At 36.9% G+C, this 13,070-nt stretch carries 13 protein-coding genes; 8 read left to right on the top strand and 5 right to left on the bottom strand.

All coding sequences use genetic code 11. From position 1 onward, the window contains the following. Window positions 1–134 precede the first annotated feature (134 nt). Window positions 135–2,540: a 3-hydroxyacyl-CoA dehydrogenase/enoyl-CoA hydratase family protein gene (locus V7S76_RS01575; protein ID WP_459508243.1), complete on the top strand. Its 2,406-nt coding sequence runs from the start codon at window positions 135–137 to the stop codon at window positions 2,538–2,540. 19 nt (window positions 2,541–2,559) lie between these two features. Then, the gene (locus tag V7S76_RS01570; protein ID WP_459508242.1) at window positions 2,560–3,735 is read left to right on the top strand and encodes an acetyl-CoA C-acyltransferase; all 1,176 of its coding nucleotides are present in this window, start codon (window positions 2,560–2,562) and stop codon (window positions 3,733–3,735) included. A gap of 94 nt (window positions 3,736–3,829) precedes the next feature. Here the strand turns inward: V7S76_RS01570 and V7S76_RS01565 are convergent, their stop codons facing one another. Both V7S76_RS01565 and parS read right to left on the bottom strand, forming a co-directional pair. Continuing rightward, complete coding sequence (locus V7S76_RS01565) at window positions 3,830–4,288, bottom strand: RES family NAD+ phosphorylase (protein WP_459508241.1); 459 nt, start codon at window positions 4,286–4,288, stop codon at window positions 3,830–3,832. After that, complete coding sequence (gene parS, locus V7S76_RS01560; protein ID WP_459508604.1) at window positions 4,289–4,777, bottom strand: type II RES/Xre toxin-antitoxin system antitoxin; 489 nt, start codon at window positions 4,775–4,777, stop codon at window positions 4,289–4,291. 164 nt (window positions 4,778–4,941) lie between these two features. On the opposite strand from parS, the gene V7S76_RS01555 reads away from it, so the two are divergent. The 6 genes from V7S76_RS01555 (at window position 4,942) to V7S76_RS01530 (ending at window position 9,687) form a co-directional block, all read left to right on the top strand. After that, a complete protein-coding gene (locus V7S76_RS01555) occupies window positions 4,942–5,526 on the top strand; it encodes a 5-formyltetrahydrofolate cyclo-ligase (RefSeq protein ID WP_459508240.1) in 585 nt (194 codons plus the stop codon). 66 nt (window positions 5,527–5,592) lie between these two features. After that, window positions 5,593–6,099: a hypothetical protein gene (locus tag V7S76_RS01550; RefSeq protein ID WP_459508239.1), complete on the top strand. Its 507-nt coding sequence runs from the start codon at window positions 5,593–5,595 to the stop codon at window positions 6,097–6,099. A 14-nt stretch (window positions 6,100–6,113) separates the two neighbouring features. After that, entirely contained in the window at window positions 6,114–7,106 is a 993-nt protein-coding gene (locus V7S76_RS01545; protein WP_459508238.1) for an aspartate-semialdehyde dehydrogenase, read from the top strand. Between the two features lie 31 nt (window positions 7,107–7,137). After that, a complete protein-coding gene (locus tag V7S76_RS01540) occupies window positions 7,138–7,854 on the top strand; it encodes a pyridoxine 5'-phosphate synthase (protein WP_459508237.1) in 717 nt (238 codons plus the stop codon). Window positions 7,855–7,919: 65 nt separating this feature from the next. Then, window positions 7,920–8,276 carry a hypothetical protein gene (locus tag V7S76_RS01535; RefSeq protein ID WP_459508236.1) on the top strand — a complete coding sequence of 119 codons (357 nt, stop codon included), beginning with the start codon at window positions 7,920–7,922 and terminating at the stop codon, window positions 8,274–8,276. 67 nt (window positions 8,277–8,343) lie between these two features. After that, a complete protein-coding gene (locus V7S76_RS01530; RefSeq protein ID WP_459508235.1) occupies window positions 8,344–9,687 on the top strand; it encodes a hypothetical protein in 1,344 nt (447 codons plus the stop codon). A 5-nt stretch (window positions 9,688–9,692) separates the two neighbouring features. Here V7S76_RS01530 and V7S76_RS01525 read toward each other — a convergent pair whose 3' ends face one another. Genes V7S76_RS01525 through V7S76_RS01515 form a run of 3 tightly spaced genes read right to left on the bottom strand, consistent with a single transcriptional unit; the run spans window position 9,693 to window position 13,061 of the window. After that, window positions 9,693–10,610, bottom strand: a complete 918-nt coding sequence (locus V7S76_RS01525) for a substrate-binding domain-containing protein (protein WP_459508234.1) — start codon at window positions 10,608–10,610, stop codon at window positions 9,693–9,695. Beyond that, window positions 10,610–11,560, bottom strand: a complete 951-nt coding sequence (locus V7S76_RS01520) for an ABC transporter permease (protein WP_459508233.1) — start codon at window positions 11,558–11,560, stop codon at window positions 10,610–10,612. The genes V7S76_RS01525 and V7S76_RS01520 overlap by 1 nt, the downstream gene beginning before the upstream one ends. A gap of 1 nt (window position 11,561) precedes the next feature. Then, on the bottom strand, window positions 11,562–13,061 hold the full coding sequence (locus V7S76_RS01515; protein ID WP_459508232.1) for a sugar ABC transporter ATP-binding protein: 1,500 nt from the start codon (window positions 13,059–13,061) through the stop codon (window positions 11,562–11,564). Window positions 13,062–13,070 lie beyond the last annotated feature (9 nt).

Raw genomic sequence — 13,070 nt, 5'->3', positions numbered from 1 at the left:
ATTACATTTTGGATCCATTTTCTCTTTTCTCTCTTCTCTTTTCTCTTTTCTGCGAAAAATAAATATAGTATGCTTGCATAACATTTTATTTTTTAACTAAATTAGCACCTCAATAAAACCTAAACTACCATTCAATGAATCGTTCCGTCAAAAAAGTAGCTATTTTAGGCTCTGGAATCATGGGTTCACGAATAGCTTGCCATTTTGCCAACATAGGCGTGAAGGTATTGCTATTAGATATTGCACCGAAAGAACTTTTACCTGAAGAACAAGCGAAAGGCTTGTCGTTGGATCATCCCCAGGTAAAAAATAGAATCGTCAATTACGCATTTCAACAAACGATAAAGGCAAAGCCTGCTTCTCTCTATTTGAGCAGCTTTGCCGAAAACATTACACTTGGTAATTTTGATGATAACTTAAAAGATATTCAGTCGGTCGACTGGATTATTGAAGTGATTGTCGAAAATTTGGAGATCAAAAAATCATTGTATGACAAAGTTGATCAACTAAGAACTCCAGGTACATTAATCAGTTCAAATACCTCTGGCATTCCCATTCATTTGATGTCGGAGGGTAGAAGTGAGGATTTTCAAAAACATTTTTGCGGTACGCACTTTTTCAATCCGCCTAGGTATTTAAAATTATTAGAAATCATCCCAACTGCTCAAACAGACGCATCGGTGATTGATTTTATTTCACATTATGGGGAAACCTTGTTAGGTAAAACAACCGTTATCTGTAAAGACACACCTGCCTTCATTGCCAATCGTATAGGCGTTTATTCCATGATGCAAACCATGAAAGTGGTGGAAGAATTAGGCCTAACTGTTGAACAGGTAGATAAGTTAACCTCTAAGGTTGTGGGTAGACCAAAATCTGGGACTTTCCGATTGTCAGATGTTGTTGGTTTAGATACAACCGTACATGTGGCTAACAATTTGCAAAAAACCTTACAAAACGACGAAAGCAAAGATATTTTCAAGTTGCCAAGCATGCTCCAAAAATTAATGGAGAACAAATGGTTGGGTGATAAAACAGGTCAGGGTTTTTATAAAAAAGTCAAAGGAGCCAGTGGTAAAAGTGAAATTTTGGCATTGGATCTTCAAACATTTGAATATCGTCCTTCTCAAAAGGTTTCATTTGAAACTTTGGAAAGAACCAAAGCCATCGATTCTTTAAGCAAACGTTTTGATTATTTATTAGCAGGCAAAGACCTTGCTGGTGAATTTTACCGCAAAACATTTTTGGATGGTTTCCAATATGCGTCCAATCGTGTGCCCGAAATCGCTGACGAATTTTACAAAATTGATCAAGCCATTTGTGCAGGATTTGGATGGGAAATGGGGATTTTTGAAACTTGGGATGCTATCGGCGTTCAAAAAGGAATCGATTTAATGCGAGAGAATGGTTTTGAACCAGCTGCATGGGTGTCCGAAATGGTGTCAGGAGGTTCTTCAAGTTTTTACCAGACATCTGGTGGAGTTCGTCAATTTTATGATTTAGGCACAAAAACCTATCAAACAATTCCAGGATCAGAAAAGACCATTGCATTAGCCACATTTAAACCGGATAAAGTAGTTTATCAAAATGATGATGCAACCATCGTAGACATTGGGGATGATATTCTTTGTTTAGAATTTCATTCCAAAATGAACACCATGGGTCAAGGAGTTTTGGAGGGGATTCAAAAAGCCATCGATTTAGCAGAAAAGAATTACCGTGGATTGGTTATTGGTAATGAAGGCATAGAAGCTTTCTCAGCTGGTGCCAATTTAGGAATGCTGTTCATGTATGCTGCCAATCAAGAGTTTGATGAGGTCAATCAAATGATTGCTATTTTCCAAAATACGATGATGCGTGTTCGTTATTCATCTATTCCAGTGGTGGTAGCTCCTCATACACTCGCCTTAGGTGGAGGTTGTGAGATTTGTTTGCACTCAGATAAATTAGTGGCACATGCCGAAACTTACATGGGTTTAGTAGAGGTAGGCGTTGGATTAATTCCAGCCGGTGGTGGAACCAAAGAAATGGCTTTACGAATGGGCGATGCACGTCAAACGGGAGACATCGAATTGAATCGCTTGCAAAATGCCTTCATGAATATTGCCACGGCGAAAGTGAGTACCTCCGCGCATGAAGCAAGGGAAATGAACTACCTAAGATCTTTCGATCGCATCGTTTTGAATAGAAGTCAGGTAATCGCAGAAGCAAAAAAAGAAGCTTTGGCATTAGCAGATGCAGGATATGTTCAAAAACAGCCAAGATCAAATGTTTGGGTGGAAGGAAAACAAGGATTAGCCTTGTTCAAAGCAGGTATTTATGGAATGAAATTAGGAAATTACATTTCAGAGCATGATGCTTTAATCGCGAATAAATTAGCTTATGCTATCTGTGGTGGCGATTTAGATGCCCCTCAATTGGTGTCAGAACAATATTTATTGGATCTAGAAAGAGAAGCATTTTTATCACTTTCAGGTGAGAAAAAGACTTTGGAGAGAATCGGAAGCTTATTAGGTGGTGGAAAACCATTAAGAAATTAATCCTTATAACATTTGACATATGAATGCATACATCATAGCAGGATATAGAACAGCGGTTGCCAAAGCCAACAAAGGTGGTTTTCGTACCATGCGACCTGATACATTAGCGGCAGAAGTAATTAAACATTTGGTTGCCCAAGTTCCTAGTTTAGACCCTAGTCGAGTTGATGACCTCATCGTCGGAAATGCGATTCCAGAAGCAGAACAAGGCATGCAAATGGCCAGATATATTTCATTGCTTTCTTTACCTAAAAATGTTCCAGGATTCATCATTAATCGTTATTGCGGTTCAGGTTTGGAAGCCATAGCTCTGGCTTCGGCAAAAATTGGATCAGGAATGGCGGATTGCATCATTGCTGGAGGGACCGAATCGATGTCGATGTTACCGATGATGGGCCATAAAACCGTATTAAATTACGACATCGCTGCTGAACATCCTGATTATTACATCGGAATGGGATTAACGGCCGAAGAAGTAAGTAAAAAATATGAAATTGGAAGAACGGCACAAGATGAATTTGCTTTTGCTTCCCATCAAAAAGCTTTAGCCGCACAAGCCGCAGGAAAATTTGAAGATGAAATTGTTCCAATCAAAGTTTCGGAGAATTATTTTGATGCAGCTTCAGGGAAGAAAAAATCCAGAGAATATATTATTTCAAAAGATGAAGGACCAAGAGCTGATACAACTTTAGAAGCATTGGGTAAATTAAGACCCGTATTTTCCATGGGTGGAACAGTTACTGCTGGAAATGCTTCACAAACTTCTGATGGGGCAGCCTTTGTATTGGTTGTTTCTGAAAAGTTCTTGAAAGAATTAAATGTTCAACCCATTGCCAGAATGGCTAGTTATGCCACAGCCGGAGTTGAACCTAGTTTAATGGGAATTGGCCCTGTAGAAGCGATTCCGATTGCTTTGAAAAAAGCAGGTTTGGTATTAAATGACATTCAACAAATTGAATTAAACGAAGCCTTCGCAGCACAGTCATTGGCGGTAATTAAAACCTTGGGAATCGATCCAAGTATTGTCAATGTGAATGGAGGAGCAATTGCTTTAGGACATCCACTCGGATGTTCAGGTGCAAAATTATCCATCCAATTGTTCAATGAGATGAAACGTAGAAACCAAAAGTACGGAATGGTGACAGCTTGTGTAGGCGGTGGTCAAGGTGTAGCTGGAATTTACGAATTATTATAGAATACACTTAATCAATAAATAGATGGAAGGCTGCCCGAAAGGGCAGCTTTTTTTGATGTAAATGAAAGAACATTTTTCAATCGTTTGATTTTTTTCAATCAAAAATCCGTTTATCGAACGGGAATTTTTCAATATTAACAATGGTAATTTTGGTAAAATCTGGATGATTCGGATTAATGAGTAGATTAAAATCCCCCTTTACCACAACTGAAGGTAGTTTTAAAACAGCATATGTATTTTGAAAAACAAAGTCGCTTCCAATTTTTTGAGTAGATCTTGGAAAAGGAAATTCTTTCCAATCTTTTGGTAAATCTGATTCCAATAATTGTTGAATACCAATCTCATCGGGTATATCTATGGTCATAATCACAAAATCTTCTGGCAAGGTGGCAAGAGTTAAATGTACGGCAATTTCTGCCATCGCGAGTGACCTATTTTCAGCAGTATAAATCAATTCTGTACCTTTTTGATTCCAACGTGCGCCGTATAGTGCTGCACCTTTTCCTGAAAAAGGAGTAGCAAACTTTTCTCTTGATAGTCTAAATACTTCCATTTATACCAAAATACCATAATTGATCCGTGTTAATTCGCTCATAACTAGCTCCTTTCCATAAGAGTCCTTTAGTAATTCAAGAGGTTTTAAATTTCCTAATGCAAAATTGGGCGTATTTAGCCATAATTTGAATTTATCTATATGACCGAATACATCCAAACCGATTTTGGTTACTTCAGCCATTTCAATTATTTTCTCCGTGTGTATTGGCTTAAAGTGATGGTCAGAGGCTACTCTATATCGTTGTAAAGATTTTGACGAAATGTCCAGAAAATTAGCCCAATCATTTTCAGAAAAAGGTGTATTACTTTGAATCAAATCAAATAGAGAATATGGAATTCCAGCTCTAATAGCAATGATAATCAACATCTTATCCTCTAAAAATTCCTCATAGCTTATCTGTTTACTCATATTAATGTTACTTGATTTAAAAAAAGCAGTTATTTCCTTATCAAGCGGACTTTCATATTTTTCAATTATAGTTGCCATATTTTTCACATTTAGGACATTTGTCTACAAATATAAGACATTTGTACTAGTATTCTAAAACAAACAAATTTACCTACTACCAACCAGAATAGATGATTAAAAACTCAAATTAAAAACCTACTACTTGATAATTTTCATAACCATCTTTTACGTAATTTCGTAACATGCTTAAAGTTGACCTACGAAAACTATTTTTTGAAAAACGAAAAGAATTGACCGAATTTCAATTTCAAGAATTGAACAATTGTCTTTGTAGTAAAGTATCCATCTTTATCCAAAATCTACCAACTAATCAAAAAATAGGCTCTTTTTTACCCATCGCTTCCAAGCATGAGATAGATACCGCTCCTATTCACCAAATAATTCAGGATTTGCATCTAGGTCACCAGCTTTTTTTTCCACGCGTACAAAATGAAAATGAGATGCAATTTTATTGCATAGAATCGGAAAATGACCTAGAAATATCGAAATGGGGTATTCCAGAACCTTTGAAAATAGATGCCCATTCCATCCATCCAACAGAAATCCAAATCATGTTCATTCCATTGTTGGCGTTTGACAAAAATGGTCACCGAGTAGGTTATGGAAAGGGTTTTTATGATCAATATTTAGTCCAATGTTCTTCCAAAATGATTAAAATTGGTCTTTCTCTTTTTGAAGAACCAAGTATCATCGACGATGTAGAATCGACCGATATTGCTTTGGACATCATTATCACTCCCAATCGGATCATCCAAAGGGCGAATTAATAAAAATTTTCCTTTCTACTTCAAACTTTAAGCCCTAATTTTGCAGGCTATCAACCAAAATGAGTTGTGAGAATCAAACAATTAGTGATTATTTTGTTGAGTTTTATTTCTTTTCTGACAAAAGGTCAAGATGATAGTAAGACAAAAATATATCCGATTGAAGAGGTTCGATCCATTTTTGATAGTAGATACGTTTATAAACGTCAAATCATTGATTCCCCGTCTGCCTTGCAAATTCCCTTATTGGATGCCAAGGATCCGGAAGTTAGTTATGAATTTTTGACATTTAAAAAACAAAGAAAAACCATGGGATGGGTGTCTGGCATTTCAACTGCCGTAGCATTGTATTCCTTTTTGAACAAAGACAAAGTCTCTGATGGATTTTACTGGTCTGTATTTGGCGGCACGGCATTATTCAATATTTATTTAGGCACTGCTAGTATGAAACACTTTAACAAGGCCTTAAACCGTTACAATGAATTAGCTAAAACTAATCAACAAGTAACATTAAAAATAAATCCCATTGGTCCTTTGGGTCCGAATTTGGGATTAGCTTGGAATTATCAATTTTAATAGAAGTATAAAAAATGAAAGTTGCAGTAGTTGGCGCCACAGGATTAGTAGGCGGTGAAATTTTAAAAGTATTGGCGGAAAGAAATTTCCCAGTAACTGAATTAATTCCGGTAGCTTCGGAAAGATCCATTGGTAAAAAGGTAAGCTTTAAAGGCAAGGATTACGAGGTGGTTGGATTCGATACAGCCATAGCAATGAAACCCAATGTAGCTATTTTTTCAGCTGGCGGTGGGACTTCTTTAGAAATTGCACCCAAATTTGCAGCGGCTGGAATTACGGTGGTTGATAATTCATCTGCATGGAGAATGGATCCTACTAAAAAATTGGTTGTTCCTGAAATCAATGCGAACACGCTAACAGAAGACGATAAAATCATTGCCAATCCCAATTGCTCTACCATTCAAATGGTCGTGGTAATGAATCCTTTGCACAAAAAATACAAAATTAAACGTGTAGTTGTTTCTACATACCAATCAGTAACAGGAACTGGTAAAGCAGCGGTTGACCAATTATTCGACGAGAGAGCTGGAAAAACGGATTATAACAAAGTTTATCCGCATAAAATCGACTTAAACGTACTTCCACACATTGATGTATTCATGGAAAATGGATATACGAAGGAAGAAATGAAAATGATTTTGGAAACAAAAAAAATCATGATGGACGATAATATTGCTGTAACAGCTACTACCGTTCGTATTCCTACGATTGGTGGACACTCTGAAGCAGTCAACATTGAATTCGAAAATGAATTTGATTTAGCTGAGGTACGTGCCATTTTAGAAGCAGAAGAAGGAATCATCGTTCAAGATGATCCTAAGAATTTTGTCTACCCAATGCCGATCACAGCACATGGGAAAGATGAAGTTTTTGTGGGTAGAATTCGAAGAGATGAAACACAAGCAAAAACCTTAAACTTATGGATTGTCGCCGATAATTTACGCAAAGGAGCAGCTACCAATGCTGTTCAAATTGCTGAATATTTGGCCAATAATAACTTAATTTAATAATCAGGCCGGTTTAACCGGCCTTTTTTATATGACTAGACTAAGTGTAAATATCAACAAAATTGCCACTTTAAGAAATTCCAGAGGAGGCAACAATCCAGATTTAATCACATTTGCTTTGGATTGCGAACGATTTGGAGCAGAAGGAATCACCGTACATCCAAGACCCGATGAACGACATATTCGGTATGCGGATGTTTTTGCATTGAAAGAAAGAATTTCAACAGAGTTTAACATCGAAGGAAACCCTTTGGAAGATAAATTCGTTGAATTGGTTTTGGCGGTAAAGCCAGAACAAGTTACATTGGTCCCTGACGCTTTAGGACAAATTACTTCCAATCATGGTTGGAACACGATCGAGCATCAAGAATTATTGAAAAAATTAATTGCTCCTTTTAAAGAAGCGGGTATTCGAACTTCCATTTTTGTGGATCCTCTATTGGAAATGATTGAGGCAGCGGCAACTACGGGCGCAGATCGAATTGAGTTGTATACAGAACCTTTTGCTGAACTATTTCCAATAGATCCAGTCAAATCGGTTGCTAATTACCGAAAAGCTGCTTTTAGAGCACATCAATTAGGACTTGGTATTAATGCTGGCCACGATTTAAGTTTAGAGAATTTAGCTTATTTCAAATCGCAAGTAAATCCCTTGGATGAAGTTTCTATTGGTCATGCTTTAATGTGTGATGCCTTGTATTATGGAATAGAAAATACGATTCAATTGTATAAAAGACAGTTGATGTAAAGAAGAGAGGAGAGAAGAGAGAAGAAAATAAAAGAGAAGAGAGGTAAAAGTTTAGGAATTAATCTATGAAGTTTTGTGTCAAACACTTTTTGAAAATTCTTTTGATACTAAGTTTAGGGCTTGGGTTAAATGGTATTGCCAAAAGTTCAAAAACTTACACAAAAAATCAGAAATTCCTCCATACAACCTCTGGATCAGCACAAAATCAATTCCTATTGGATATTGAGGAGGAAGAAATCGAAGAGGAGGTTGACCCAAATAAATCTACCCCATCCAATATCATACGTGAGGCATCTACCATTACAAGTAGTGTCACATTGGCATATTCCGAAGATCAATTTGCTAATTACCCGTTTGGCTTTGATATCATTAAAGCAGATAAAATTTCACACTTTTTAGCCTTCCAAAATCTACGTCTGTAGAAAATTTTTCCTTGCATTTTATTTATTTTCTTTTCAAAAGGCATTCAAAGCCAAAATACAACACGCAATGAAAAAATTGATATATATTATTCTATTCCTAAGTATTTCAAGTACCATTTTTGGACAAGCAGACAATGAAGTCTTAAAAATTAAATTAAATGAAAGTGGAAGTCATTATTTCCAAACAACATTTTTAAATCAGGTTTGGGTTCGGGGAACCGAAAATAATCCAGGAACCACCGTTGAAGGAAATCCTGAATCCAGCAGCTTTGATATTGGCTTAAGAAGAACCCGAATTCAGATGTATGGACAATTGACTGACCGCGCATTTATCTATTTTCAATTTGGTCAAAATAATTTTAACGCCCAATACAACTCTACAGGCAATCGGAAAATTGCACCCTTTTTTCATGATGCGTTGGGGGAATACCGTGTTTCAGAAAAAAACCAATTGAAGATTGGAGGAGGTTTAAGCATTATTTCAGGATTATCCAGATTTTCTCAACCGAGTATTGGAACGATAACTAGCATGGATGTTCCTGTTTTTGCCCAAACGACCGTGGATCAAATCGATCAGTTTTCTAGAAAATTAAGCATTTATGCAAGGGGGCAAATTGGACATTGGGATTACCGTTTTATTCTGAGTGACCCCTTCCCTATCAGTTCCAATGGACAAACGCCGCCTGCTCTTTCTAACTTTGCTAATTTTAGTACAAAAGGACGTTCTTTGCAACAACAAGTGTATTTGATTTATCAGTTTTTTGATCACGAAAATCATACAACTCCTTATATGACAGGATCTTATTTAGGCACTAAAAAAATAGTCAATATTGCGGGAGGATTTATTCACCAATCCGATGCCATGTGGTCTAAAACAGCTTTAGGCGATACTTCCTACCAACAAATGATGCATTGGGCGATTGAGAGTTTCGTGGATATTCCTTTAAATAAAGCAACTCACTCTGCCATAAATGCCTATTTAGGTTATTTCAACACCAATTACGGCAACAACTATTTAAGGTACAATGGTGCCATGAATCCAGGAAATGGAACAAATTTAACTTCCACAAATTCCATCACAGGACAAGGACCTACGTATGGAAATTCGTATCCCATGTTTGGAACAGGTCATGTCATATATTCTCAAATTGGCTATTTATTACCTTCTAAAAATGCTAGCATGTCGAATCGATGGATGCCTTACGCTTCAGCTAGTTTAGCATCGTATGATCGCATCAATGGACTATCCGTGAATACGTACAATGTAGGGCTTAATTATTATTTACAAGGAAATAAAGCGAAATTAAGTTTAGATCTACAAAACAGGCCTAGCTATTTCGTGAAAGATAATGAAGTAAAGTCGGGAGAAAGGTTAAATAGCGTAACCTTGCAATTTCAGTTGTTTATATAATCGATTTATTTCCCAATATACACCTGAAAGGGAATCTGAATCGATTTCTCTTTCAGGTTCTTTTTTTGAATCAATTGAATCGCTAATTCCATGGCTTTTTTACCTTGATTTTCAGCATCTTGTATGATCGTAGCATCCAATTTTTTTGCTTTAACTGCCTTCATCGCATCTCCAATACCATCCACACTTACGACCACCACTTTATCCTTCATTTTGGCATCTATCAAAGCCTGCATTGCCCCTAAACCCATTTCATCATTTTGAGCAAAAACGGCGTTGATTTGAGTTCCGTAAGACTGAATCCAGTTTTCCATTAAGGCCATCGATTTCGCTCTATCCCACTCGCCAGTTTGACTCGTCATTAATTTCAAACCAGGATAATTTTTCAATGCCGCCATAGCACCCGCCTCACGATCAATTTGTGCCGCCTGACCCATGTACCCTTGTATCATCAATAAATTCCCTTTCCCATTTAATTTCTTCGCAATGAAATCTATGGCCATTTTCGCCGACTCTTTATCATCCGAACCCACCCAAGCGTCTGGATTTTCTTTGGTGGAAGAATTGACATTCACAATGGGAATGCCAGCTTGTTTCGCTTTTAACACCGCCGGTGAAGATGCGTCAAATTCACATGGGTTCAAAATAATGGCATCCACTTGCTGGCTAATAAAATTTTCCACCTGTTCCACTTGCTTTAAAGCAGATCTTTCAGCGTCAATCACGATTAATTCTACTTGATTCGCCTCCGCATTTTTTTCTAAGGATTGGGCGACTTTTTGAATAAATTCATTTTGCATGCTCAACATAGAAACACCTATGATGAATTTCTTTTTACCCTCCTTTTCCTTTTTTCCACAAGCAAAAGCAAATATTAACGCAGTAACAAGTACTAAGACAAATTTCAAATCCTTTTTCATCATTATTTTTTCATATTTTGGTAAAAGCGATCAATAACAACCGCTAATATAATAATTCCACCCATCACAACTTGTTGCCAATAGGCTGAAACATTCATTAAATCCAATCCATTATTGATTACACCAATAAACAATACACCTAAAAGTGTCCCAATGATACTTCCCTTCCCTCCTCTGGTACTAGTACCTCCAATGATCACCGCTGCAATGGCATCTAATTCAAAACCTAAACCTGCATTCGGCTGACCGGTATTGATTCGAGCAGCCAAGAGAATTCCTCCAATCGCAGCAAAAATACCGCTTAAGGTATACACCCAACATTTAATTCGATCCACTGGAATTCCAGCCACATAGGAGGCGGTTTCATTTCCACCAATTGCTTTGACATAGCGCCCAAAAACGGTCTTATTCAACAAAATGGCGCAAAAGACGAAGGTGATTAATAAGAAAATAATAGGAATTGGAATCGACAAAAAAGAATCATTTCCAATAAAATTAAAAGATTCGGACAAATCGGAAACAGGCCGGCCATCACTGATGATCAAAGCTAAACCTCTGGCTATCGTCATACTACCTAAAGTAACAATAAATGGTGGAACTTTGGACAATACTATAATCCAACCATTAACAGCGCCCATCATGGCTCCAGTCAATAATGCCAAAGGTATCGAAATCCACAAATTTCCTGAATCCGATTTAGCAAACAAAGCCGCCACTACGCCAGCAACTGCTAACATAGAGCCCAATGACAAGTCTATCCCACCAGAAATAATGACAAATGTGACACCAAATGCTAAAATCGCATTTACTGAAACCTGATTAAATATCACCATTAAATTGGTCTCTGTTAAAAATCGAGAAGTTTGTGTACTGATTAAAAAACAAATCACCAATAAGGCTAGGAATATTCCGCCAGATTGACTCTTAAATATGATTTCTTTCCATTTATTCATTTTATTTCATCGCATTTTTCATGATTTCATCGGCTTTTATTTGATCTTTCTCTAACATGGCCGTTTGTTTTCCTTTGGAAATAACCACCACCCGATCGCTTAAATGAATCAGTTCTGGCAAATCAGAAGATATCAAAATAATGGATTTTCCTTCTGAAACCAACTGATTCATCAAAGAATATATTTCAAATTTAGCCTGAACATCGATACCACGTGTTGGTTCATCCAGAATGAAAATATTCGGTTGATGTTGAAGTACTTTTGCAAAAACAACTTTTTGTTGATTTCCGCCACTTAAATTTTCTACTTTTTGTTGTTTATTCAAATGTTTGATGGATAATTGTCGGACATGATTGATGGAAACCTCCTCCTCGTAAGATTCATCAATAAAACCTCCTTTTTGCATGGATTTAATGGAAGACAAACTAATATTTTGGGCAATCGTAAACTCAGGCACAAAACCCATTTCCTTGCGATCCTCACTCACGTAACCAATTCCTGCATGAATGGCGTCTTTGGGTTTTGTGAAGTTCACTTTTTGACCATTCAGCCGAATTTCACCAGCATTTATACGTAATAAACCAGCAATGGCTTTCCCAATTTCGGTTCTTCCTGCTCCTACCAATCCACCAATTCCCACAATTTCGCCTTGGTGAAGATCAAAATGTATGTTCGAAAAATATCCTTGACTTCCCAATTGATCCACTTCCAAAACGACAGGACCGAGTGTACTGGTTCGATTCGGAAAAAACTGATTCATTTCCCTTCCTACCATTTGGAATACCAACTCCTTTTCTGAAAGATCATTTTTCAAATGACTTCCCATTAAATGACCATCTCGCAATATTGAAATTCGATCTGCAAATTTGAATATCTCCTCCATTTTATGGGAAGTAAACAAAATACTCACCCCTTCCTTTTTTAATTTCTGAATCAACTGTTGGAAAATCAGCACTTCTTTGTCGCTCAATGAAGAAGTTGGTTCGTCCATTAAAATCAATTTAGCCTTTTGAGAGATAGCTCGTAAAATTTCCACCAATTGTTGATCAGCAATGGATAAATTTTTAACCTTTTCAGCGGGATTTAAATTAATCTGACAGTCGTTTAGAAGAAGATTCACCTTTGACCTTAGGTTCTTTTTTTGTTCCCAAGGAAAAACTCCCAATTCATTTTCTCGACCTAAATAGATATTTTCTTCCACACTCAGCTCCGGAACGAGCATAATTTCTTGGTGTATCATGGAAATTCCAGATTCCATGATTTGTCGAAGGCCTTGATTAGCTCTTTTTTGACCAAAAAAAATCACCTCTCCAACATTTGGAGAGATGATTCCTAACATCATTTTCATCAAAGTTGATTTCCCTGCACCATTTTCACCGACCAGCGCATGAATTTCACCAGGAAACAATGATAAATCTATATGTTGAAGCACATTTATCCCAGAAAAGCCAACAGAAACGCTTTTTAATTCAAGGATAGGGTTGTCTTCTTTTACTTTCATTCATTAATT

Source organism: Aquirufa sp. ROCK2-A2, assembly GCF_054558485.1.
The sequence above is the reverse complement of the archived record's forward strand: the minus strand, read 5'-3'. Positions and strand labels throughout refer to the sequence as shown.